Origin of the sequence: Neorhizobium sp. T25_27, assembly GCF_002968565.1 — a bacterium.
GTDB lineage: Bacteria > Pseudomonadota > Alphaproteobacteria > Rhizobiales > Rhizobiaceae > Neorhizobium > Neorhizobium tomejilense.
The window spans coordinates 82,655-105,798 of record NZ_PVBJ01000003.1 but is presented as its reverse complement, the minus strand read 5'-3'; the positions used below and the strand labels follow the sequence as shown (position 1 = coordinate 105,798).

The window sequence follows — 23,144 nt, the reverse complement described above, 5'->3', positions numbered from 1 at the left end:
ACGAGCTTTCCGCAAGCCTACATTTTACAGAGCGTGGTGAGTTAACGATAAACCTTTCTGATAATGCGTATTATCAACCGATTTTCTGCGGGAATCTCAAGAAAAATCGGGCGATCGCAGCTAGCTGTTTAGGTATAGTTCCGCCAGCCGATCTCCACGCTTGCCGCACGAAGATTCTCGACAGCCGGTAAAAAATCATATTAGGTCGTATGATATATGATACGCTTAGGGAGGATGTGAAAATGTATGTTGGCACACAAGTTGGCGCGAGAGATGATGACGACTACCGCGTTTTCGCCCAATTGGGATTGAAACACATCTGCGCAGATCCGCCCGGCGCGCCGTCGAGCTGGAAACTGGAAGATCTCGAACGTCATCGCGACAAGATTGAAAGCTTCGGGCTCATCCTCGACATGATCCAGCTTCCGCTTCCGTCGCAGCCCATCGAGAAGGCATCCTATCCGGACATCCTCCTCAAGGGTCCGGATCGCGACCGGCAGATCGATGCGGTATGCAGGCTGATCGAGGAAACCGCCAAGGCCGGAATCCCGTCGGTGAAATACAATCTCAACCTGATCGGCATCCCACGTACGGAGATGGAACTTGGGCGGGGCGGGTCACTGAACGAAGCCTTTCGATGGGACAAGGCCGACCAGCAGGCCGAGCCAGGCCTGGCGGGCGTGCTGTCCGAGGACGAAAACTGGGAGCGGATCGACTATTTTCTGGAACGTGTAGTGCCCATCGCAGAGAGCAACAAGGTGCGGCTTGCCTGCCATCCGCATGACCCTTACACCCCGCCCGGCTACAAGGGCGTTACCCGCGTGCTCGGCACCGTCGAGGGTCTGAAGAAGTTCGTGCTCATGCGCGAGAGCCCCTACCACGGCCTCAATTTTTGCCAGGGCTCGATCGGCGAGATGCTGGAGAACCCCGGGCAAGAGATCGACGATATCATCCGCTGGTTCGGGACACGCGGCAAGATTTTCAACGTCCATTTCCGCAATATCGCGGGCGGAAAACTCTCCTTCATGGAAACTTTTCCGGACGAGGGCGACATGGACATGGTGCGCTCTCTCAAAGTCTATAAAGAGGTCGACTATCGTTACATGATCATGCCCGATCACGTTCCCCGGATAAGCGGCCGCGATCCCACAGGCGTAGCCTTTGCGTTTTGCTACGGCTATATAGCAGCCTTGCTCGAAGCCATGAAATAGTGGCTTTGGCGATCACTCATACGCCACGTGGTTGATCGAAGCCGCCAGGCCGGCGGCTTCGATCCGAAGCGTTGCAGCAGGTTCCGTCCTTCATCTCGCCGCCTAGTTCGTCAAGGGCCCGTCGCGGGAGCGATCTGCATCTGGGCGGGCACGAGCTTATCCGGTTGGCCGGAAAGCGGCTTCTGACCGGTCAGTCGCTCGTCGGCAGACGTGGGAGGCCGCGCCGATTGCGTGGTCGACGCGGTGATTTCCGTTCCGATACCGGATACTCCGTCAGGAAGTCTGTCGGTCTTCGCCGGCGATGACAGTTGCTGATTGACAGATACCTGGTCCGTGCCAATCGGTTGCGGCGTGACCCGACCGTCGGATGACGCAACGCGCCAGACGGTATTGCCGGCGTCATCGGCGACGAGCAGCGCTCCGGTCCCATCGATCCCGACGCCGACCGGCCGTCCTTTCGCCTGATCACCCTGGATAAAGCCTGTGACGACATCCTGCGCCTTGCCAGATGGCTTGCCATTCTGGAACGGTACGAAGATGACTTTGTAGCCATTGAAGCTGTCCCGGTTCCAGCTGCCGTGCTCGCCGATGAAGGCGCCGTTGGCGTATGCAGTTGGCAGCGCGGAATTCATCGAGAACGTCAGTCCGAGCGCAGCGACATGACTGGACAGGGCGTAATCCGGCTGGACTGCTTTTTCGACCATGTCGGGACGTGGCGGATGAACGCGAGCGTCGACGTGGTTGCCGTAGTAGCTCCACGGCCAGCCGTAGAAGGCGCCGTCCTCCACCGAGGTCATGTAGTCGGGAACGAGGTTCGGGCCGAGCTCGTCGCGCTCGTTGACGACGGTCCAGAGCGCACCGGTTTGGGGATTGAAGGCGAGGCCGTTCGGGTTGCGCAAACCCGAGGCGAAAACGCGCGCGGCGCCGGTCCGCCGGTCGACCTGCCAGATCGCCGCACGGCCCTTTTCTGCTTCGAGCCCGTTCTCCACGATGTTGGAATTCGATCCGACGGAGACGTAAAGCGTCCGGCCGTCCGGGCTGAGGGCCAGATCTTTTGTCCAATGGTGATTGATCGGGCCGCCGGGCAGCGGCGTCAGCGTTTTCGGTTGCGCGGTGATCCCGTTCTGGCCGAGTTCGTAGGGGTAGGCAAGGATGGCGCTCGTCGTGGCGACATAAAGCGTGTTGTCTATCCAGGCGAGGCCGAAGGGAGAATCGAGCTTCTTCAGGAGGTCATGGCGTTCATCGACCGTGCCGTCGCGATTGGTGTCACGCAGCAGGGTGATGATATTGCTTTCTTTCTGTTCACCGCCGCCGCCGTGGGCGATCGACATGATCCAGTCGCGGATGAAATCCTTCGGCCGCGAGGTCGGCTCGCCGGCGGGGCCGCGGGACTGGACGACGAGCACGTCGCCATTTGGCAGGGTATGGACGGTGCGGGGATTGGCAAGGTCCTGGGCATAGGCCGTGACCTTCAGGCCATCGGGAATGGCAGGCGTCTCGCCGTCCTTCCAGCCGACCACTTCCGCGACCTTCAGATCAGGTATCAGGGAAGGAGAGGGGTCAGGCAGAACCGGGTTCGGGCCGATCTGCTGGGACAGATCGAATGTGGCTTCCTGCGCCGACGCGGCGAGCCCTAGGGAAAGCGACAGAACCGAAGTGCCGAGAATGAGGGATCTCATCATCATATCCTCCAGGCCAATCTGGCATATTTGCGGGCGGAAACGGCGGCAGCCACAAGGCAAAGCGCGAATGTAACGGCAGAGAGCGCCAGGCCATAAGGGACCACGGCGGTCCATCCGTCGCCGGCATGGACGAGGCTGTTGAGGACGGCAAGGGCGAGGATGATCAGGTAGAGAAGCGCCGACGGGAAAGCCGGCCGCAGTGGACGGGTGCGGGGCCGCGCGAGGTCGATGAGCCCAGCCAGGATTGCAATTACGCCGAACACCAGGCCGGCGCACAACAGCCATGCGGAGAAGTTCTGCCACATCAGGTTGTTGCTCTGCCAGAAGGCGATATCGGTTGCGAGCGCAAGTATGAAGCAGACGAAGGGGAATGGGACGAAAAGCGACTGGATCGGATAGGCGGCCGCGTCTCGATCATTGGAGGAAAGTACAGCCATGGCATGCTCCCAGAGGTAAGAGCGCAAAATATGCCATTTAACCCGCGGAGGCAGGGGATGGTTCCGTTCCGGTGTCGCAAAGCCTTGAAGCCAGCGGCATTCTTCGCCGGCAGAGCTGTCCCTCAATTGCCTTGGAACTTTCGGCATCAGACTTGGTTCGGAGACCTTAGCGCGACGTTCCAGCCAAAGCCGACACTCGTCGCGTCGCCATGCCCAACAAGCCAATCTATCAGTGAGAAAACTTGAACGGAGGTTCAAATGAAAAAGTTTTTCGTCATCGGATGTGTAGGGTTGTGCCTCACAGCTTGCACGTCGACTGAACGTGGGGCGGGAATCGGCGCTGCCACGGGTGCCGTCGTCGGCGGCGTAGCAACGGGTAACGTTCGCGGTGCCGCGGTTGGTGCGGCCGTGGGTGGCGTGTCCGGCGCCTTGATCGGGAATGTCGCGGGACAGCCCGGCCGCTGCTATTACCGCGACCGCGATGGGAACCGTTACGTCGATCGATGCTGAGTTCTTTCCGGCCTTCGTCGGCAGGGCTTGATGCCTCGACGATGCTCGCGAACAATACAACTCGCGCGGATTCGGGTTCACGTCCATGACCAACGGACGCGGCCTCAGTCGTTACTGAGACCGCCAACACTTTCAACGATTCCACATCCTAGCCATGCCGGCGATAGCCATTCGCTTTAGCCGTTGACGGCGGACTTGCAGACTATGGGGTAAGCCATGGCCTCCATTGAGAATATTGAAAACGAGCCGATCGGAGATCTGGTAGCCAGGATGGAGACCATGACCGATGAGGAGGTTTTCATCGCCATGCGTCAGCTGGAGCTGGCGAGCGAGGCAGCGCGGGACGAGGGCCGCGACGACATCCTTGCCGGAATTGCCTTGGTCGAGAGCGAGATCGAGCGGCGCTATCCGGGACAGGTTCTGGCACCGTATCGTGAATGGAAGCGGCGCGGGATTGTCCAGTAACCGAACCGCTCGGCAGTGCCGCCTGAGGAGATCAGCTATGGAAGAGAAGCAGGAGCGGCATGTGCCGCCTGAGCCGGGGACGGATGACGCAAGGTGCGCGGACACGGAGCGGAGCCGCAAGGAACGGGAGGCGGCAATGGAAAAGGCTGTCCGGGCGACGGAGAAGATTCTGCAGGACGAGAGACGATCTTCGAGCGACGCCCAGGGCGCGCCTCGATCGTCGCGCCCCTACTGAATGCGGCACCGTCGCCTGGCGGGAACGATCGAGAGGTGAGCAGAAGGGAAGGAGGCCTGGATGGTCGACTACCAGCGCATGCGCGATCACATGGCCGAGGTTCACATAAGGCGGCGTGGAATAAGGGATGAGCATGTCCTCAATGCGATGCGTGCCGTGCCGCGAGAGCGCTTCGTCGCCGAAGGTATGGCTGAATTCGCCTACGAGGATGCGCCTCTGCGCATAGAGGAGGGGCAGACTATTTCGCAGCCCTACATCGTCGCGGCGATGATCGAGGCGGCAGAGCTGCGGGCGGGCGATCGTGTGCTCGAGGTTGGAGCCGGTTCCGGCTACGCGGCCGCGGTGATGGGCCAGATCGCGGAGCACGTCTATGCGATCGAGCGCCACGAGGCCCTGGCCGCATCGGCAAAGCAGCGCCTGGCTGATCTCGACTATGACAATGTCGAGGTTCTTGCTGGCGACGGCACGCGAGGACTTCCCGAGCAAGCGCCGTTCGACGCAATTGTGGTGGCCGCGGGCGCTCCGGCGGTGCCGGAAGCGCTGAAGGATCAGCTCGCAATCGGCGGGCGGCTCGTGATCCCCGTGGGTGGGGAGTCTAGCCAGACGCTCTGCAAGGTTATCCGGCGCACGGCGACCAGCTATGAGCAATCGAATCTCGGGGCGGTGATGTTCGTGCCGCTGATCGGGGAGCAGGGCTGGGCCGAAGATGGCCGGCGCTCCGCGAGTAATCACAAGCCGGGCATTTCTCGCAAGCAGAGCCTGCCGGCAATGATTGCCGAGGCGGCCGAAGACCTCCCGGATTTCGACGATCCAGCATTCGGCCGCCTGTTCGACCGCTTTGGCGATCGACGCGTGGTTCTGCTGGGGGAAGCGAGCCACGGGACCGCCGAATTCTATCGAGCCCGTGCCGCGATCACGCGTCACCTGATCGTCCATCGGGGATACACGATTGTTGCGGTCGAGGCAGATTGGCCGGATGCGGCGAAAGTTGATCGATACGTCCGACACCGGTCCGCGTCCGAACGCGAAGAGCCTCCGTTCCAACGCTTCCCGACCTGGATGTGGCGCAACACGGACGTTCGGGCACTGACCGAATGGATGCGAAAGCACAATGCAGGTCTCGACGCCATGGAGGATCGGGCGGGCTTCTACGGGCTCGACATCTACAACATGTCCGCCTCGATCGGAGCCGTGCTTGACTATCTGGATCGGGTCGATCCGCAGGCGGCGGCTGTGGCGCGCGAGCGCTACGGCTGCCTGACGCCCTGGCAGCAGAACCCCGCGACCTATGGCCGGGCGGCGCTCAGCCGCGGTTATGCCGAATGCGAGCAGGCGGTGATCGAGCAATGCCAAGCGCTGCTGCGCAAGCGGCTCGACTATGCAAATAACGACGGCGACGCCTTCCTCGATGCCGCCCAGAACGCCCGGCTGATCGCGTCCGCCGAGCGCTACTACCGGATCATGTATTACGGCGGGGCGGAAAGCTGGAACCTGCGTGATACCCATATGTTTGAAACGCTGCGGCATCTTCTTGATGCCAAGGGGCCAGATGCCAAGGCGATCGTCTGGGCCCATAACAGTCACATCGGCGATGCCCGATCCACCGATATGGGCGCAATCCGTAACGAGCTCAATATCGGACAGCTCTGCCGGGAAGCTTTTGCAAGCGAGGCAGCACTTGTCGGTTTCGGCACCCATGCCGGCACGGTGGCCGCCGCGCACGACTGGGACGGAGACATGCAGGTCATGCGGGTCAATCCTTCCCGCCCGGACAGCTATGAGCGGCTGTGCCATGAGGCGGGTAAATCCCGGTTCCTGCTTGATCTTTCGCCTGCCAAGCACGAGCCGCTGAGACGCCGCCTCTCGGAGCCTCGGCTTGAGCGCTTCATCGGCGTTATCTACCGGCCCGACACGGAGCTGTGGAGCCACTACAGCCAGGCAATCCTTCCCGAGCAATTCGATGCCTATGTCTGGTTCAACGAGTCCCAGGCGGTGACGCCGCTCGGACCGGAGCACCATCGCGGCATGCCGGAAACCTATCCCTTTGGCGAATAGGCTACGGTGCTATTCAGTTGAAGGAACGAGACGTGGCAAGCAAGCCGGCCGCCTCGGCGAGTTTTTCAGGATCCTTGAGGCCGCGGCAGTAAAGGTCGTACACGATGGGTGCGACTGAATCGGCGCTGCGTTCTGATTTTTCGGCTGCAACAATGACAGCGTGCCGGAGGAGGGAAATGTCTCCCATCGTCATTGCACGCGCCGGAAAAGGATTGTGATATGTCATATCGGCCTCCTTGAAGCGGCGAATTCTAATCCCCGCGAAGCGCTTTTTCCACAGATAATGAACGCCGGCGGCCTTCTGTGCGGTGCCGTACAAACCTTCACCCAGTCGGGAATCAAAATAGCCGAGGGCACAGGGCTCGCCAAACATCGACGGCTGCCGGACGGCGTGGAGCGTTCGGCCATTACGGGGAGCGTTGCTTTAACCCAAGCAGCCAGAGAAGATAAGGTCCGCCGATCAGCGCCGCGAAGAGGCCGACCGGGACCTGATAGGGATAGATGACGACCCGCGACAGCCAGTCGGCCATCATCAGTACGCCTGCGCCGATGACGATTGCCGCTGCAAGCTGGCATCGCAGGTTCTGGAAGCCGATGAGCCGCGCGAGATGCGGGGCGATCAGTCCTGTCAGGCTCAAGGGCCCAACGAGGAAGGACGAGATCGCCGTCATCAATGCCGCAAGGATCGCGAGCACGAGGCGTGACGGCAGGACGCGAAGGCCGACGCTGCGGGAAAGGCTAGTCCCGAGCGGCAGGATGGCGAGCCAGCGGATCATGAAGAAGAGCGGCGCCGTCAACACCACGAGCGCGATCATCGCCGTCCAGGCTTCGAAGATACCGGCTCGATTGGTGGATCCGGCCATCCAGGAGAGCAGGGTATAGCTGCGCATGTCGCCCTGGGCGAGCACCATGCTGACGATCGCCATGCAGAAAGCGCTGATGGCGATGCCGGCGAGCAGCAGTCGTTCGGCCGAAAAACCGGAGCGGCCGGCGATCGCGATCATCACCAGGAAGACGGCGAGCGAGCCGAGCGCCATGCTGAGAAGCATGATGGCAGGCGATGGGATGCTGAACAGGAAGAGAGCAACCGTCAGCCCGGCACCGCCGCCGCTCGAAACACCGAGCACCTCGGGACTGGCGATCGGATTGCCGGTCACGCGCTGCATGATGAAGCCGGCCGCACCGAGCATGGCGCCGGCACCGCCGGCTGCCAGGATACGCGGCAGACGAAACGGCAGAAGCTCGGAAAAGAGCGGGCCGATTGCAACGCTCCAGCCGTGATCGGTCGGGCCTAGCGCAAGTACGAGGACGAAGATGATGGAAAGCGCCAAGGCAAGGAGCGACAGTGCGCCAGCAGGATTTCGAAGCTGTCGATAGGCAGCGTCGGCCGTTGCGGTCATGGCAGAAAATCCGTGGACGCGGGGCAGCAGCAGGAGAAGCAACGGCCCGCCGAGCAGTGCGGTTGCGGCACCCGCCGGTACCAGATCGGAAAAACCCGGTCCCAGCAATTGGGTCAGGCAATCGGACAGGAAAAGCACCGCGGCTCCCGTGAGAGGCGCGGCCATCATCACCTGTCCGGTGGTTCGCGCGCCGCAGAACCTGGCCATGGCGGGTGCTGCGAGCCCCAGGAAGCCGATGATGCCGACTGTTGCCGTGACGGAGGCGGACAGCCAGACGGCGAGAACGAGGATCGAAAACCGGACACCATGCAGCGCGACGCCGAGGCTTTTGGCACTGGAATCGTCGAGCGCTAGGACATTCAGCGGCCGCAGCAGCAGTGCTGCGGCGAGGATGCCCGCCGCCGACCGCGGCGCCAGCGAAGTGACACCACTCCAGTCCTGCTGGTTGAGCGCGCCCGCACCCCAGATATGGATCGACATGGCATATTCGCCGCGCGCCAGGATCAGCATCACGCTGAGCGAGGCCGCGATCAGGCTGACGATCATGCCGGAGAGCGCCACCGTGACCGGATCGAGCCTGCGCCGCCAGCTCAGCGCCAGCACGATCGCCACCGCGGTAAAGCCGCCGGCAAAGGCGAGCAGTTCGCGGGAAATGCCGGTCAGAAGCGGCAGAAAACTAAGGCCGAGCGTCAGCGCCAGTTGTGCCCCCGAGGCGATGCCGAGAGTTGAGGCATCGGCGATCGGGTTGCGCAATACCCGTTGCAGCAGCGCACCGGAAAGACCGAGCGCTGCCCCGGCGATCAGCGCAATCGCGGCACGAGGCAGAAGGCTGTTCCACAGCAGGATCGCATCGAGCGCAGCCGCGGTCGTCGTCGCCCCGGGAACGTGCGGGCGAAACGCCAGAAGCAGAGCGAAGGAGACAACGCAGGCGATGCCGAGCACGGCTGCAGGAAGAACGTGGGGAAGGCCTTCGCGCATGGGCATCGGGAGACTAGCCGTTGCGGGCATGGGAAAATCCTTCCGCCAGGAAATCGGCAAAACGACGTGCGGCCGGCAGTGCCCCATAGGGATTGATCGATCCGACCGTCAGCACGCGATTTTCCCGCACCGCAGGCAGGGCCTTCCAGAAAGCGCTTTCGGTCAGTGTCGCAAAGGCATCCTCCGGATGCGGAGGAATGAGGACGATCCATGCCTCGGGCATGGAGGCCAGCGTCTCGATGCCCATCGGCGCCATGGCCGAATAACTGGTGGCGCCCGTCCAGGCATTGGCCAGCCCGACGCGTTTCAAGACCTCGCCGAACATGCTGTCGGAACCGAAGACGCGGTAATGGCGCGCATCGCCGAGGTTGATCGGCAGGACAGGGCGGCCGTCACCTCCGGCAAGGAGGTTCTTGTAGCGATCGAGCCGGGCAGCGAGCTCCTCGACCATCCTATTGGCCGCGGGCAGCTGCAGCCGCTCGCCGATCGACAGCACGGCCTGTTCTGCAAGGAGGTACGGGCTTTCGCCGGGTTTGTAGATAGAATGGTTTTCGACCGGCGCGATACGGCGCATCAGCGGATCGGCCCAGGCATAGAAATTCGAGTTGAGGATAAGGTCCGGGCGGGCAAAGCGCAGCACCTCGAAATTCGGCGTGCCGCGCAGGCCGAGATCGGCAACGCTGTCCGGGACATCGGGCTTGATCGCAACCTGGCGGAACTGCCGAAGCTCGGTCGCCGCCACGACATTGGCGCCGATCGCAAGCAGCGTTTCGAGAAGCGCCCAGTCGAGCGTTGCAACCCGCGGCCCTGTTTCCTGCGCCCGCAGAGTGCGCGCCGCCGCCAAGGCGGCTGCGGCTGAAAGCATGGTTCTGCGGGTAAATTGCGGCACTCTCGGCATGTCTCCAAAGGCACAGGAAGGCCACAGCCGGGCCTTCCTGAAAGACTTGTTTCAGATCGTCAAACTACCAGACCTTGCTGATCTTCAAGTTGACGGTGCGGGCCTCGCCGTAGCCGCAGAAATACTCCGTGTTGCAGCCTGCGACATAGTCCTTGTCGAGCAGGTTGGTGACGTTGAGGGACGCCTTCCAATCGTTCTTCTCGTAGCGGATCGCCGCGTCGAAGACCGTCGCATCCGGAACGCGCAGGGTGTTCGCATTGTCCGCCCAGGATTTGCCGCGATAGCGGGCGCCGGCGCCGAAGCTGAGTCCTTCCAAAGGTCCTTCCGTGACGGTGTAGTCGAGCCAGAGAGAACTCAGAACGTCAGGCACGACGTTTGGTGTATTGCCGACGAGCGTGGGATCGTCCTTGGTGATCTCGATATCCGTATACGACGCCGCCGCGATGACCTTCCAGTTCTCGTCCAGATTGAACTTGCCTTCTACTTCGACGCCCCGGGAGCGGACTTCGCCAAGCTGGCTGGTTATCCCGCCGGCTGTGATCGTGTAGTTCTTTTTCGTGATGTCGAAAACGGAGGCCGTCAGGCTGCCGTCGAGCCAGGTAGGCTCGTACTTCAAGCCTGCCTCGAACTGGTGGCCTTCCTCGGGTTTCGGCGCCGCGCGGCCCGTCAGGCCGACGATCGGGCTGAAGAACGTAGCGGCGCTGACATAGGGCGTCAGGCCGTTGTCGAACTCGTATGCCAGGCCCGCGCGGCCGCTCCAGGCACGGTCGTTGCTGGAATAGTTCTCCGTTCCTCCCGGCATGAGGTCATCGATCTCGTTGTGGACATAGTCGTAGCGGCCGTTGAAAGTTGCGATCCAGCCATCGCCGAACTTGATCTGGTCCTGCGCGTAAACGCCGACTTGGTTGATCGTGTAGACCTGGTTGAGGTTGCGGGCGAGAGTGATCGGCGAGCCATAGACCGGATTGTTGGGATCGAACGGATCCGGGAAGGACGGGAAGGGGGTTGCGAACTGGTCTGTATGCAGCCGATAGTAGCGGTAGTCCAAGCCAGCCATGATCTTATGCGAGGCGCTCCCGAAATCGAACTCGTTTTCGATCCGGTTGTCGACATTGAAGGCATTGGCGGTCGACGTAATGTCTTCGCCGTACCGGTCTACCACGCCATCCGTCGGGTCGAAGTCGAATGGATAGACATATTTCTCATGCTTGAACAAATGGCTGTAACGCAGGTTCTGAGTGAATTTCCAACCGCCTTCGAATTCGTGTTCGAATTCGTAGCCGACCATTTTCTGGACGACCGTGCCGTTATCGAAATCCGGTTCGCCGAGGAACATGTCGCGCGGTATCTTGCCGTAGCCGGCGTTGACGACTGTGCCGCCGTAAGGCAGCAGACCGTTGGTCGTGTGGACTTGGTCGAGGCCGCTTAAATAGGTCCAGACCGTCAGGCTGGTGCCTGCATCCGGCGAGAAGGTGAACTGCGGCATGATGAAACCGCGCAGGTCCTCGCTGTAGTCGGTATAGTTGTCGCCACCGGCGATCTTGCCGGTCAGGCGATAGCTGAAGGTGCCGTCCGGGGTGATCTTGTCGGAAATATCGAAACCGAAGAAGGCGTTGCCATTCGTGTTGATGCCGGTCTCGGTGTAGTAGTAGGGCTCGTCGGTCGGGCGTTTGCGGATCAGGTTGACGACGCCGCCGGCATTGGCCCCACCGAGCAGGACGGAGGCCGGGCCCTTGAGGACCTCGACGCGTTCCAGCATGAACGGATCGATGTGGAAGCCGCCATAGGCATGACTGGTGAGCGCGAGGCTGTCGAAGAAAACGCCCGTCTGCGACGCATTGAAACCGCGAACATAGATCCAGTCGGTGTCGGGGTCCGAGCCGTAGGGCTGGCCGAACACGCCCGGCGTATAGAGGAGCACCTGGTCGATCTTGCTGACGGCGCCGCGGTCGTTCATCTCTTCCCGGCCGATGACCGACACGGACTGCGGGATTTCCTTGAGCGGCGTATCGGTCTTGGACCCGGTCGTCGACTGCCTCGCGACATAACCCTTGACCGGGCCGGTTCCGTCGCCTTCGCCCTCACCGCGAATGACGATCGGCGCCAAGGTCGTATCGGCGTCCTGGGCATGAGCCGCCCACGCGCTGCAAAGGGCGACAAACGCCACACCTGCACCCAGGCCGAGCCTTGCCCCCAAGGTTGTTTTTCTCTTGTTCATTCCATGCCCCACTCACACGAACTTTTCGCCGCTCTCCGGAAGCGGCGCTACAATAAGGTGAGCAGTTAACTCATATTTAAAGTTTGGGCTTGGTTCGATCGGCGACAATTGGACGTTTTTGGGCAATTTCTGAAGGAGTGAGCAAATATTTGCGAAGTGCATCACGACTGCCTGGCCTTGCGCCAGCGGGCCGGGGTGATCCCCACATGTTTGCGGAAGACCTTGGTAAAATGCGCCTGGTCCGAGAAACCGGTTTCGGCGGCAACTTCGGTCAAGGCACAGGCGTCCGACGCCAGCAAGGCTTTTGCGCGTTCCAGCCGGGCATTCATCTGCCAGTCGTGGGGGGCCATTCCAGTCGATGCCTTGAACGAATGGCTGAAATGCGATGGCGACAGTCCCGTCAGGTCAGCGAGTTCCTGCAGGCGGATATTGCGCATGCAGTTTTCAGTGATGAAATCCGTGGCGCGCCGCAGCTGCGCTACGGCCAGCGTTCCTCGCCGCCGGGGCGGTACCTTTGCCATCTTCAGGACATCGATGACCAGCGCCAGGGCGAGCCCGTCCCCATAGAGATCATGCAGCGGCTCCGGGTTGGAAATCTCGGCGGCGATCAGTCCGGCCAGCGCCATGACGCGCTGGTCGGAGAACAACAATTGGGGATCCTTGAGCTTTTTGGGGTTGATGTCTTCCATCAACCGGCGGCCGAGGATGTCCGCGTCGAAATGGATATCGAGGTGGCGCACATATTGAACGTCGGCAATGTCCAGCCAAAGGTCCATGTCGGCGGGAATGTAGGAGATCGGGCTCTGATTGCTGTCCTGTGGCGCGCCGCGGGATTTCGGGGAGAGCTTTACGACAGGGCGCCCGCGGCCGCGCTGGTCGAGCAGGATGAACAGTCGCGGGTCCCGCGCCACGTAGTGACCGCCCGCATAGGCGGCGCATTCCACCTCCCAGAGGTCGGCGGTGATGCCGTTCCAGTAACGGCGCCTCAGCCCCCCGATGACCGAAAAACCCTCGATCCTGTTCTGCATCCGCGGTTGAAAGATCATGCAGCTACCCGAATAAATAAACTTGCATATTTTTATCAACTTTAATGCAGCGTATCAATCCCGCGGGCGTTGCGGATGCTGCACCATCCCGATCTGCGGAACACAGGGGCAAATACACACACACCGGGCGGCCGGCAACGCGACCAACGGCACGGCAAAGGAGGTCGGTTGACCGGAGCGTCCGATTCGAAGAAACATGAGTCTAGTTTTCCGGTTTGAAAGACGATGTACGGATGGTACCCATGCCACTGAACCCAAACGAGCGTGAGATCGCCAAGGCAAATCTCCCTCTCCTGTCATTAAAGGAGGCGAGCTTTGCGATCGAAGGCCGCGTCCTCTTACATCCGCTGACGCTCGATCTTCGGGCAGGCAGGTCGATCGCTCTGATCGGTCACAATGGCTCCGGCAAATCGACGATGTTGAAATTGATCGGCCGGCAGCAGGCGCTGAGCGCGGGCACTATCCAGTTCGAGGGCAAGCCGCTTGAAGCCTGGAGTGCGCGCGAATTCGCCCGCCGGCTCGCCTATCTGCCGCAGCGGACGCCAGCAGCGCCCGGCATGCTGGTCAAGGAACTGGTGGCGCTCGGCCGGTATCCATGGCACGGCGCGCTCGGCCGGTTCAGCGCCACCGACAAGCAGAAGGTGGAGGAGGCTATCGAGCTCACCGGTATCGGCTCTTTTGCAGAACGCATGGTGGACAGCCTGTCGGGCGGCGAACGCCAGCGGGCCTGGCTTGCCATGCTGGTGGCACAGGATGCCGCCTGCCTTCTGCTCGACGAACCCATCTCCGCGCTCGATATCGGCCATCAGTTGGAAGTCCTGTCCTTGACGCACGACCTTTGCCGCGAAAAGGGCATCACCATCATCACCGTGCTGCACGACGTCAACATGGCCGCCCGCTTCTGCGATGAGATCGTCGCGCTGCATTCCGGCCGGCTGATTGCCCATGGCACCCCGCAAGAGGTCATGACGACCGAGGAACTGGTTCGCATCTACGACGTCCGGATGGATATCCTATGCCAGCCCTCAAGCGGCCGGCTGGTGGCGCTGGCCCAGTAATTTCAAGTATACAGTCAGCCAGTGGGGTTTCGTTAGGCGGTAACCCCACTACGGAATAGCGGCAGCCGTCATGGCTGCCGCAGGATCTCACTCGTTTTCTAGAACCTGTATCCTACTCCCAGCATTGCGAAGGGTTGAACGTCGTCCTTGACGATCGGGCTGTCCTTGGCATCCCCGAGCAGGAAGCCGGCCCCGCCGGCGCCTGTGACGCTCCAGTTCTCGGTCATCATATAGGTGATGGAACCCTTGAGATCGACGCGCTTGATCCCCGCCTTCGCTTCGTATGCCCCCAGGCCGGACCGAGCTGACTGGATCGAAGTCACCCCGAAATACGACTCCATGTGCTTGTCGTCGGCCCATGTGCCGGACACATCGGCGGAGAAGATGAACCGTTCGTAGCGATGGGAAACCTTCGCGCCGAAAGTGCCGGTCAGTCCCTCGCTGCCGCCTATGGTCTTGTCCAACTTGGCGTAGACGCCGAATGGGCCGACCTCATAGCTGACGATCCCTCCGATGACGCCGCCCATGTCGATGTCGCCCAGACCACGCAGGTAGTCCGAGTCGTCCTCCTTGCGGCCCATCTCGACACCACCGGTCACGCCGATCCTGAAGCCGTTTGTTTCGAAAAGATCGACGGTGAGGCCACTGGTATCGAGATGCACGCGCTCCCCAAACTGGGCGGAGACGAGCGGAAACGGCTGCACCTCGAATTCGTCGGATCCTTCGTATTCGGGCAGGTAAACCGCCCCGACGCCGATCGTTACCTTCCAGTCATGCAGTTTGCCGCGAATGCCGCCGTAGCGCGCGGTATCGAACTGCTGGGGAGGGGCAATCGCCGCGTCGGTTGCTTCAAGGTCAGCCGCGAGTGCCGTGACCGGCAAGAGTGCCGAGGCTGCGGCCAACGCCGCGATCGAGATTTTTATCGTCCACCGTCGCTGAATGATGTCGAAAGCCCCAACTCCGCTTAAGACCGTATTGCGGTGCCGGTCTTCCGGATGATGTTGATCGTGCTGGCTCACCAAATTAACTCCTGATTATAAAAGCTAAAGAAACCGGGGTATGGTTTCGGGGAGAAGTTGCGGTTGAAGAATTGCCGCAGCATTACAAGGTCGAGATGAAAACCAGCCGGCACTGTCGGTGCGGCAGGGCGAAGCGATAGCGGCAAATCCTGCTGCCAATGCCGGCGAGCAGCGGACGAACGGAGCAAGGCTTTGGGGGTGCCGGCCCGTGCTCCGTCCGTCCATGCCGCCTTACGGAGCGGGCCGGTCGCTGGAGGGTCCGACCGCCGTTCCTCCGTAAAAAGTGCAACGGCTACGCTGACGCGCATGCCGGGCCACTCGGATGATATGTCAGTGCGTAATGGCCGCTTTCGGCTTCTTGTCGGTCCAGTCCGGCGGCGCGCCATACTTGGCCGCCACGGCTCCCACCAATCCAGGCGCCCGCCCGAAGGCGTCGCACGCCGGGTATTTGGGTTTTCCGCCGAGCCAGGATCGCATCCGCTGCCCTGAAGGAAGGGCGATGTTCAATCCTTTCGGCTCCTTGCCGGAAATGAGCACGCGCGAAAAGTCGGACGCGAACCTGGAGGCGAGGCCATAGGCGTCCCCGACTTCGGAAACGCGGGGCTTGTCCTGGATCGAATTTGCGCCGCGGGCCCACACCATCGCCGCGCTCTGAATGCCGTCGCCGTCGACAGCCTCCGCTTCGACGGCCAATCCCCCGAGGCCGAAAGGCAATCGCGGCATGCTGACGGGCAGGACAAAGCCGGTGCCGACGGTGACGGCGGTCGCGACCCCAGCCGCGGCCCTGTTCGTCGGTACGATATCGGTGACGACGGACCGTATTGTCAGATCCGCCGGTTGGCCGGCCGGCACCATCTGGTACTTGTCGCTAAGCGCGACGCAGAGCGCCCGGTCCAGAACGTTCGACACCAGCGAGCGGTCGGCTTCCGTTTTGATGCGGGATGCGGCACTGAAAGAGAAGGTTGTCGGCACGATGCTGACCGTCTTGACCGTGGCCAGATGTCGCCCATCGACATAGAGGCGTTTCTTGGCCAGCGTTCCCTTCGGCGCGCCAAGATTGCTGTAGGAAGTCAGGGTGCCTGCCTCCTTCAGCGGCACCGAGGTGCATCCCGCCACCGCCAGGGTTAGAGGCAGGGCGAAACATAGAGATCTGAAAGCTAACGTGGATGGAGATCCTGCAAATCGGAGAAATGGTTCAATTGATGGATTGCTGCGCACGCCGTCGGGCCTCCGTCATGGGTGTACCAGGTTGACAGTGCGGGGGAAGGATTGCCGCAGCATTACAGAGGATTGGGATGGGCGAACATGGTGTCGTCTGTCAGAGTTCGATTGCAACCTGGGTTCCGATTGTGCCGCTTTGAAGGCTGACCCGCCCCTGATGGTTTGCGACGATCTGTTTCACCAGGCTCAAACCAAGGCCTGCGCCTCTGCTTTTTGGGGTGACGCGGTAGAAGGGTTCGAAAACCAGTTCCTGATGTTCGGCGGGTATGCCTGCCCCTTCGTCGGCCACGGTGATCCGCCCGCCGGCCGAGACCGAGATGGTGATCATTCCCCTGTTGCCGCCGTGGTCGATCGCATTGCGGACCAGATTGCTGATCGCTCTTGGCAGAGCGGAAGGGCTGCCGCGCCGCTCAACGCTTTCCACCTCGCGCTGGAAGGAAATCTGGTAGCCCGCAGCGATCGCCTGGGGCGCGAGGTCGGCAACCACCGTCCGTGCAATCTCCACGAGATCGACCGCTTCATGGAGCTCGCTCGCCTGGTCGTTGCGCTCAAAGTCGAGGAGCTGTTCGGCGGTCTCGGCCAAACGCGCAACGTCGTTCAACAATCGCCTGCGTTCCTGGCCCTCGGACGTCCCATCGATCCGCGTTTGCATGATGGCGATCGGTGTTCGGAGCTCATGCGCCGCGTCGATCAGGAAGCGCTGGCGTTTCTTCAATTCGTTCTCAAGCCGCTCGAGCGTACCGTTGAATGCGATCACCAACGGAGCAACTTCTTTGGGAATACCTGCCACCGGCAGCCGTGTTCCATGCTGGCGGGGTTGGATCTGCGATGCTTTGTCGGCGACATCGCTCACCCTCGCAAGCGCGCGGCCGACGATTCGCGGGACGGCGAGGAAGATCGCAGGCAAGGCGACCGCAAGCAGGGAGACATAGATCGGGTAGGCCCTTGTTAGAAGGGCGAAGACCGGCGAACCTTTGTCAGCCACGCCGCCAAACAGAATCCGAATCTCGCCGACGGCCGCCTCGGCATTGTCAATCGTCGCGGCCTCCTTTGTCGCAGAGGATCCCCGTATGTCCGCGTCGTCGAACAGATGGACCAGATGGGCGAGTTCAGCATAAGCTGGAGGGATGGTGCCATAGGACACCGACGCACCATCTATCGTGGCGACCACATACCAAAGAGAGTTGTTCTGCTCCTTGAGCGCCCTTAGCCTCGGCGTTTCTCGTAGCTCCAAACGTCCTTGGCTGTCGCGTGTCGCGGCCGCGGCTATCGCAGAACCGATCTTCTCCTCCATGGCAATGTTAGGCGACATGATCGTAGCAGCCCATATACAAAGCCCGAGGATCACCGCAGCAATAACTGCGACGATGACCAGGCTGAGTTGCCAACTCAGCTTCCACCAAAGCGAACGGGTAGCCTTGTCGTGCATCATTCCTCCTTCAGGAGATATCCGACACCGCGGATATTGTGGATCGTGATACCGGCGCCGGCATCCAGCAGTCGTTTGCGCAATCTTGAAATATGCGCATCGAGCGCGTTCGACTGAATTTCTTCTTCATAATTGTAGACCGCAGCCTCAAGGGTCGATCGAAGGACGGTTTTGTCTTTCCGCTTGGCCAACGCCACCAGGACGAGAAGTTCGCGCCTCGGCAGATCGAGCGGGATCGATTCGACGGTCACGCTCAAATGCAGCGGATCGATCACCATTCGGCCCACCGAGATCTGAAGTTCCGTCAGACTTGGCGGCCGTCGCAGAACCGCCCGCAACCGGGCCATCAGCTCGTCGACAAGAAACGGCTTGCCGAGATAATCGTCCGCCCCGAGATCCAACCCTTCGACCCGCTCCAACGGCTCGTTGCGCGCCGTCAGCACAATGATCGGTGTGTCGGTGCCCGTCCGCCTCAGCATCGGAATGAAGGTCAGCCCTTCGCCATCAGGCAGACGCCGATCCAGGAGAATCGCGTCGTAGCTATTCTGGCGCGTCAATTCGAAAGCGTCCGCAAGATGCGTGGTGTGATCAGTGACGATGCCGCGTTTGCTCAGCGCCCCTGAAAGAGCGTCGGCCAGCTCTTTCTCGTCCTCTATCAATAGAAGTCTCATCGTCCCTTGGCTCTCCTGTCCGGTCCTTCTCCGCCGCGAAGATTGCGGCAGCATTACGGGGGACAAAGGAACCATCAGGTAATGCTGCTGCAATTGTAGAAGCCTAGCAACCGGAGCCATCCAGTCGCGAAAACGCGAGGCGCCGCCCGCAGGTGGCCGTGCTTTACATCCAAGGAATGTCGCTATGGCTTTGAAATGGACGATGAGATTGACCAAGGCGGGGATGCTTCTGGGAGGCGTCTACCTCGCTGTCGTGTTTATCGATCCCGCACGCGGAACGGTCGATGCGAATGAGCGGGTGAAAGAGGTCGTCGCGGCGGTCGCGGCGAACCAGCTCGATAGACCGCTGGAACTGGCCCCTTCGGAGATCGCTGACATCAGGCCCATGTCGATGGCGGAACGGCTGCGCGTCAGCGGGGACCTCGAGCCGATCAATCGCGCCGTCCTGCACGCCAAGGATGGAGGCAGGATCATCGAGGTTCGCGCCGTTGCGGGACAGGGCGTCAAGGCAGGGGACGTGCTGGCACGTTTCGAGACGGACGATCTCCAATCGATCCTCAAGCAGCGTGAAGGGGATCGCGATGTCGCGGCAGCGGAGATGCTGCTCGCCATGCAGTCGCTCAACAGGATCGAACAACTCGCGGATAAGAACATCGCGAGCCAGGAGCAGCTCGACAAAGCACGAAGCGAGGTGGCCGCCGCGACCGCCAGACTGAAAAGCCTTTCAGCCCAGGCGGATATCGCACGCACCGCTTTGCGGGACGCCGAAGTTCTGGCGCCGTTCGATGGGGTGATCTCAAACCGGGCGATCAATCAGGGCTCCCGCGTCGGCGCCGGCGCAGAACTTTTCACAATCGTCGATACGAGCGTTCTGGAAGCAAAAGTCCTGATCTCCACGCGCGACGTTCACCGTATTGCCATCGCCCAACGGGCAGAACTGCACATCGACGGGCTTGACGGGCAAACGGTCATCGGACGCCTGGATCGTATCAGTCCGGTCGCCGACCGCGGCACGCGCTTCATCCCGGTCTATATCCGGCTCTCCAACAGTGGCGCCCATCTGAGGGGCGGATCGTTCGCGACAGGCTCAATCCTGGTCCGGCAAAACGAAGACGCGATCATCATACCGGCGATCTCGCTGCGTAAGGACGAGACGGGAGACTATGTCCTCAAGCTGAAAAAAGGCCGTCTCGTCCGCCAGCCCGTGACTGTCGGATCGGGATGGGGCGGGAGTGACAGCCTGGAGATTTCCGAAGGCCTGGCTTACGGCGACACGATCGTGACGGCACCGCTGCCCGAGTTGCGACCGGACGTCACCGTCACGATCTCGAAGGCGGGCTGACATGTTTCTCACCCGCATTTCGATCGCTCATCCCGTCTTCGCCACCATGATGATGGTGGTGCTGCTTGTGCTTGGCGCGTTTTCCTACGAGCGCCTCGGCGTCGACCAGTTTCCGAATGTCGACGTCCCGGTTGTCGTGGTCACGACGACCTACCCGGGTGCGACGCCCGAAACCGTCGAGACGGGGGTGACCAGGCCCATCGAGGAGGCGCTCAATACGATCAGCGGCCTCGATGAGATCACGTCGACCTCCTACGAAGGACGGTCGGTCGTCATCGCCCAGTTCAAGCTGGAGGTGGAGAGCACGACGGCAGCACAGGACGTCCGCGACAAGATAGCAGCCCTCGAAGCAGACCTTCCCGAAGAAATCGACAAGCCTGTCGTGGCGCGGTTCAATCCATCGGACGAACCGATACTGTCGGTGGCGATCAGTTCGCCCTCCCTCGAAATGCCGGAACTCACCGCCATCGCCGACCAGCGCGTGTTGCGCCAACTGACGACGATAGCCGGGGTGGGGCAGGCGACGCTGATCGGCGGTCAGAAACGGCAGGTCGACATCAGCATCGACGAGACGCGAATGCGCGCGTTGGGCATCGGCATCGACGAGGTCATCGAGGCCCTCCGGACCACCAACCGGAACAGGTCCGCCGGAAACGTAATCGGCGGTATTACGGACCGTACCATTCAGGTGCAGGGACGGATTGCGGAGCCGAAGGACTTTCTGGATATGATCGTTGCCCGCCGCGGCGACGGGGCTGTCTATCTCCGGGATGTTGCCACCGTTAAGGATGGCGCGGCGGATCCGGAAAGCCTGGCGATCTATAACGGCGAAACAGCGCTAGCGCTCGCCATTGTCAAGGTCCGGGATGCCAATACCGTGCAGGTGGTGAGCGATGTGCGAAAGCGGCTCGATCAGCTGAAGGCCGAACTGAGCGCCCAAAACGTTCGGCTTCAGATCATCACGGATGCCTCGACCCCCATTCGGGAGTCGCTCGGGCAGGTGCAATCGACACTGATCGAGGGAGCGGCATTGGCGGTCGCTATCGTTTTCCTGTTCCTCAACTCATGGCGAAGCACGGTGATCACCGGGCTGACGCTTCCGATCGCCATGATTGGCACGCTCGCTGTCATCGACTTTCTCGGCTTCACGCTCAATATGCTCAGCCTGCTGGCGTTGACGCTCTCGATCGGCATTCTTGTCGATGACGCGATCGTGGTGCGCGAGAACATCATGCGCCACCTGCACATGGGCAAGTCGCATTTGAAGGCGGCTCTCGATGGCACCAACGAAATCGGGCTCGCCGTGACGGCGACGACCGCCACGATTGTCGCGGTCTTCCTGCCCGTCGCATTCATGGAAGGCATGGTCGGCCGTTTCTTCTACGAATTCGGCGTTACAGTTTCCGCCGCCGTGCTGATCTCGCTGTTTGTCGCCTTCACCCTCGACCCGATGCTTTCCAGTGTCTGGCATGATCCCGATGCTGAGCCCGGCGCAAGGCGCGGACCGGTCGGACGGCTGATTTCGCGCTTCGATGCCGGGTTCGAAAGGCTCGCCGAGCGCTATCGAGGGATCATCCGCTGGACGCTGCGGCATCGTTTGGTCACGGTCGGGCTGACTGGCGGCATCGTCGTCGGCAGCATTTTGATGGTTCCGCTGATGGGTGTCGAATTCGTTCCCAATGCGGACGAAGGTCGATTCCAGATCAACGTGACGACGCCGGCAGGCTCTTCGTTGGATTACACGCGCACCAAGGTTGGGCAGGTCGAGAAGGCGCTGCATGAGTTTCCGGAGGTTGCTTCGATCTACTCGATGATCAATACCGGCAGCGCCATGGGCAAACACAAAGCCGCCATTCTCGTCAGCCTCGTGCCGCTGGAGCAGCGCAAACGGGCGCCCGCCGCCATCGCGGGTCCCGTCCGGGAACGTCTCTCCGTCATACCGGGGATCAAGATCGCCATCGTCCAGGAGGGCCTGGGCGGAGGCGCCAGTCCGATCCAACTGAGCGTCCTGGGTGACGATCAGCGGGTACTGGAAAAGATCGCGGCGGATCTGACCACCGGCATGCGCGGGATGCCCGGCATGGTGGACATCAATTCGAGCGCTGGCGAGGAAAATTCCATCCTGTCCGTCCGGCTCAAGCGCGAGCAGGCGAGCGATCTGGGCATCGGTATCGCCGAACTGGCCGGAATGCTCTCGCCGCTGATCGGCGGCGAAGACGTTTCCACCTGGACCGATAGGCGCGGAGAAACCTACGACGTTGTCGCCCGCCTTCCCCGCGACCAGCGCACCAATGCTGCCGCCCTCGGCGAGTTGATGATCAAAGTCCCGGGCGATGACGCAAGCGGCAGCCCGCGCATGGTCCAGCTGGATCAGGTCGCGGACATCGCAGTCGTCCCGGCGGCTTCCGAGATCCGTCGTCTCGACATGTCCAGGGAGATCCTGATTTCGGCGGACATATCCGGCCGAGCCGTGGGGGATGTCACAGCCGAACTGGTGGCCATGGTAGCCAAGCAAGATTTGCCGACTGGCTACCGGATAAAATTCGGCGGCGATTCCGAGGACATCCAGGACGCGACAGGCGGGATGTTCAAGGCGCTGACCATGGCGGTGATCTTCATCTATGTCGTGTTGGCGTCGCAGTTTGGAAGCTTCACACAGCCGATCGCTATCATGGCTGCACTTCCCCTGTCGCTGGTCGGCGTGCTCCTCGGCCTCATGGTCGCGGGAAGTACCATCAACATGTTCTCGATGATCGGCTTCATCATGCTGATGGGGCTCGTGACCAAGAACGGCATCCTGCTGGTCGACTTCGCCAACCGCGAGCGCCGGCAGGGTTCGACCCTCAGCGAGGCGCTCGTCAATGCAGGCGCCGTACGGTTCCGCCCGATCATCATGACATCGCTCGCGATGATCGCCGGGATGATCCCGCTCGCGCTGGCAGCCGGTGGCGGCGGCGCACAACGGGCGCCGATGGCCCATGCCGTCATCGGCGGCCTTGTCAGTTCGACCCTTCTGACCTTGATCGTGGTGCCCGTCATCCTCTCCTACATCGACAGTCTGACGCTTTGGATTGCGGGGAGGGTGCGGACGCATGCGGCCAGCGAAAACGAACTTCACTCGCCGAAATCGGCACAGCCATGACCCGCAAAACCGTTCTCCGCCTCTTCGGCAGGTTTCTTCTATCCGCCATCATGATGGCGGCCCTTCTTGGAGGGCCGCTTGTCCTCCTGATTTTTCTCTCGAGGCGGTTCACCATGTAGAGAGTTCA

At 61.4% G+C, this 23,144-nt stretch carries 19 protein-coding genes; 8 read left to right on the top strand and 11 right to left on the bottom strand.

Annotated features, from left to right (window positions below; all coding sequences use genetic code 11):
* The first annotated feature begins 242 nt into the window (after positions 1–242).
* On the top strand, positions 243–1,211 hold the full coding sequence (locus C5J24_RS10675; RefSeq protein WP_105402707.1) for a mannonate dehydratase: 969 nt from the start codon (positions 243–245) through the stop codon (positions 1,209–1,211).
* A 110-nt stretch (positions 1,212–1,321) separates the two neighbouring features.
* Here the strand turns inward: C5J24_RS10675 and C5J24_RS10670 are convergent, their stop codons facing one another.
* Positions 1,322–2,893: a sorbosone dehydrogenase family protein gene (locus C5J24_RS10670; protein ID WP_105417766.1), complete on the bottom strand. Its 1,572-nt coding sequence runs from the start codon at positions 2,891–2,893 to the stop codon at positions 1,322–1,324.
* Positions 2,893–3,330, bottom strand: a complete 438-nt coding sequence (locus C5J24_RS10665; protein WP_105402709.1) for a DUF2231 domain-containing protein — start codon at positions 3,328–3,330, stop codon at positions 2,893–2,895. The genes C5J24_RS10670 and C5J24_RS10665 overlap by 1 nt, the downstream gene beginning before the upstream one ends.
* A 258-nt stretch (positions 3,331–3,588) precedes the next feature.
* Between C5J24_RS10665 and C5J24_RS10660 the strand changes: the two genes are divergently transcribed.
* The 4 genes from C5J24_RS10660 (at position 3,589) to C5J24_RS10645 (ending at position 6,595) form a co-directional block, all read left to right on the top strand.
* Positions 3,589–3,840, top strand: coding sequence for a glycine zipper family protein (locus C5J24_RS10660; RefSeq protein WP_080955010.1), 252 nt, complete (start codon positions 3,589–3,591; stop codon positions 3,838–3,840).
* A gap of 279 nt (positions 3,841–4,119) precedes the next feature.
* Positions 4,120–4,305, top strand: coding sequence for a hypothetical protein (locus tag C5J24_RS10655; RefSeq protein WP_205836934.1), 186 nt, complete (start codon positions 4,120–4,122; stop codon positions 4,303–4,305).
* Between the two features lie 37 nt (positions 4,306–4,342).
* Positions 4,343–4,540 carry a hypothetical protein gene (locus C5J24_RS10650; protein ID WP_105402711.1) on the top strand — a complete coding sequence of 66 codons (198 nt, stop codon included), beginning with the start codon at positions 4,343–4,345 and terminating at the stop codon, positions 4,538–4,540.
* A gap of 60 nt (positions 4,541–4,600) precedes the next feature.
* On the top strand, positions 4,601–6,595 hold the full coding sequence (locus C5J24_RS10645) for a protein-L-isoaspartate(D-aspartate) O-methyltransferase (RefSeq protein WP_105402712.1): 1,995 nt from the start codon (positions 4,601–4,603) through the stop codon (positions 6,593–6,595).
* Between the two features lie 13 nt (positions 6,596–6,608).
* Here the strand turns inward: C5J24_RS10645 and C5J24_RS10640 are convergent, their stop codons facing one another.
* From C5J24_RS10640 to C5J24_RS10620, 5 genes are all read right to left on the bottom strand, one after another.
* The gene (locus tag C5J24_RS10640) at positions 6,609–6,968 is read right to left on the bottom strand and encodes a hypothetical protein (RefSeq protein WP_105402713.1); all 360 of its coding nucleotides are present in this window, start codon (positions 6,966–6,968) and stop codon (positions 6,609–6,611) included.
* Positions 6,969–7,002: 34 nt separating this feature from the next.
* A complete protein-coding gene (gene fhuB / locus C5J24_RS10635; RefSeq protein ID WP_105402714.1) occupies positions 7,003–9,003 on the bottom strand; it encodes a Fe(3+)-hydroxamate ABC transporter permease FhuB in 2,001 nt (666 codons plus the stop codon).
* Positions 8,987–9,871, bottom strand: coding sequence for an ABC transporter substrate-binding protein (locus C5J24_RS10630; RefSeq protein WP_105402715.1), 885 nt, complete (start codon positions 9,869–9,871; stop codon positions 8,987–8,989). The genes fhuB and C5J24_RS10630 overlap by 17 nt, the downstream gene beginning before the upstream one ends.
* Positions 9,872–9,935: 64 nt before the next feature.
* Positions 9,936–12,089, bottom strand: coding sequence for a TonB-dependent siderophore receptor (locus C5J24_RS10625; RefSeq protein WP_172723915.1), 2,154 nt, complete (start codon positions 12,087–12,089; stop codon positions 9,936–9,938).
* A 161-nt stretch (positions 12,090–12,250) separates the two neighbouring features.
* A complete protein-coding gene (locus C5J24_RS10620; RefSeq protein WP_105402716.1) occupies positions 12,251–13,135 on the bottom strand; it encodes a helix-turn-helix domain-containing protein in 885 nt (294 codons plus the stop codon).
* Between the two features lie 242 nt (positions 13,136–13,377).
* On the opposite strand from C5J24_RS10620, the gene C5J24_RS10615 reads away from it, so the two are divergent.
* A complete protein-coding gene (locus tag C5J24_RS10615; protein ID WP_105417764.1) occupies positions 13,378–14,193 on the top strand; it encodes an ATP-binding cassette domain-containing protein in 816 nt (271 codons plus the stop codon).
* 98 nt (positions 14,194–14,291) lie between these two features.
* On the opposite strand, the gene C5J24_RS10610 is transcribed toward C5J24_RS10615, so the two are convergent.
* The 4 genes from C5J24_RS10610 to C5J24_RS10595 all read right to left on the bottom strand — a co-directional run bounded on the left by C5J24_RS10610 (position 14,292) and on the right by C5J24_RS10595 (position 18,533).
* On the bottom strand, positions 14,292–15,137 hold the full coding sequence (locus tag C5J24_RS10610; protein ID WP_105402800.1) for a MipA/OmpV family protein: 846 nt from the start codon (positions 15,135–15,137) through the stop codon (positions 14,292–14,294).
* Positions 15,138–15,542: 405 nt separating this feature from the next.
* Positions 15,543–16,430: a DUF3313 domain-containing protein gene (locus C5J24_RS10605; protein WP_371674092.1), complete on the bottom strand. Its 888-nt coding sequence runs from the start codon at positions 16,428–16,430 to the stop codon at positions 15,543–15,545.
* Between the two features lie 100 nt (positions 16,431–16,530).
* Positions 16,531–17,862 carry a HAMP domain-containing sensor histidine kinase gene (locus C5J24_RS10600; RefSeq protein WP_105417762.1) on the bottom strand — a complete coding sequence of 444 codons (1,332 nt, stop codon included), beginning with the start codon at positions 17,860–17,862 and terminating at the stop codon, positions 16,531–16,533.
* Complete coding sequence (locus C5J24_RS10595; RefSeq protein WP_105402719.1) at positions 17,862–18,533, bottom strand: response regulator transcription factor; 672 nt, start codon at positions 18,531–18,533, stop codon at positions 17,862–17,864. The genes C5J24_RS10600 and C5J24_RS10595 overlap by 1 nt, the downstream gene beginning before the upstream one ends.
* 202 nt (positions 18,534–18,735) lie before the next feature.
* Here C5J24_RS10595 and C5J24_RS10590 point away from each other — a divergent pair, with 202 nt between their 5' ends.
* Both C5J24_RS10590 and C5J24_RS10585 read left to right on the top strand, forming a co-directional pair.
* Positions 18,736–19,875: an efflux RND transporter periplasmic adaptor subunit gene (locus C5J24_RS10590; RefSeq protein WP_245446610.1), complete on the top strand. Its 1,140-nt coding sequence runs from the start codon at positions 18,736–18,738 to the stop codon at positions 19,873–19,875.
* Position 19,876: 1 nt separating this feature from the next.
* The gene (locus tag C5J24_RS10585; protein WP_105417758.1) at positions 19,877–23,017 is read left to right on the top strand and encodes an efflux RND transporter permease subunit; all 3,141 of its coding nucleotides are present in this window, start codon (positions 19,877–19,879) and stop codon (positions 23,015–23,017) included.
* Positions 23,018–23,144: the final 127 nt, after the last annotated feature.

Excerpts from the sequence above, each read along its gene's own strand:
- C5J24_RS10675 (WP_105402707.1), top strand. The coding sequence starts at position 243 with ATGTATGTTGGCACACAAGTTGGCGCGAGAGATGATGACGACTACCGC.
- C5J24_RS10670 (WP_105417766.1), bottom strand. The coding sequence starts at position 2,893 with ATGATGAGATCCCTCATTCTCGGCACTTCGGTTCTGTCGCTTTCCCTA.
- C5J24_RS10665 (WP_105402709.1), bottom strand. The coding sequence starts at position 3,330 with ATGGCTGTACTTTCCTCCAATGATCGAGACGCGGCCGCCTATCCGATC.
- C5J24_RS10660 (WP_080955010.1), top strand. The coding sequence starts at position 3,589 with ATGAAAAAGTTTTTCGTCATCGGATGTGTAGGGTTGTGCCTCACAGCT.
- C5J24_RS10655 (WP_205836934.1), top strand. The coding sequence starts at position 4,120 with ATGACCGATGAGGAGGTTTTCATCGCCATGCGTCAGCTGGAGCTGGCG.
- C5J24_RS10650 (WP_105402711.1), top strand. The coding sequence starts at position 4,343 with ATGGAAGAGAAGCAGGAGCGGCATGTGCCGCCTGAGCCGGGGACGGAT.
- C5J24_RS10645 (WP_105402712.1), top strand. The coding sequence starts at position 4,601 with ATGGTCGACTACCAGCGCATGCGCGATCACATGGCCGAGGTTCACATA.
- C5J24_RS10640 (WP_105402713.1), bottom strand. The coding sequence starts at position 6,968 with ATGTTTGGCGAGCCCTGTGCCCTCGGCTATTTTGATTCCCGACTGGGT.
- fhuB (WP_105402714.1), bottom strand. The coding sequence starts at position 9,003 with ATGCCCGCAACGGCTAGTCTCCCGATGCCCATGCGCGAAGGCCTTCCC.
- C5J24_RS10630 (WP_105402715.1), bottom strand. The coding sequence starts at position 9,871 with ATGCCGAGAGTGCCGCAATTTACCCGCAGAACCATGCTTTCAGCCGCA.
- C5J24_RS10625 (WP_172723915.1), bottom strand. The coding sequence starts at position 12,089 with ATGAACAAGAGAAAAACAACCTTGGGGGCAAGGCTCGGCCTGGGTGCA.
- C5J24_RS10620 (WP_105402716.1), bottom strand. The coding sequence starts at position 13,135 with ATGATCTTTCAACCGCGGATGCAGAACAGGATCGAGGGTTTTTCGGTC.
- C5J24_RS10615 (WP_105417764.1), top strand. The coding sequence starts at position 13,378 with ATGCCACTGAACCCAAACGAGCGTGAGATCGCCAAGGCAAATCTCCCT.
- C5J24_RS10600 (WP_105417762.1), bottom strand. The coding sequence starts at position 17,862 with ATGCACGACAAGGCTACCCGTTCGCTTTGGTGGAAGCTGAGTTGGCAA.
- C5J24_RS10595 (WP_105402719.1), bottom strand. The coding sequence starts at position 18,533 with ATGAGACTTCTATTGATAGAGGACGAGAAAGAGCTGGCCGACGCTCTT.
- C5J24_RS10590 (WP_245446610.1), top strand. The coding sequence starts at position 18,736 with ATGAGATTGACCAAGGCGGGGATGCTTCTGGGAGGCGTCTACCTCGCT.
- C5J24_RS10585 (WP_105417758.1), top strand. The coding sequence starts at position 19,877 with ATGTTTCTCACCCGCATTTCGATCGCTCATCCCGTCTTCGCCACCATG.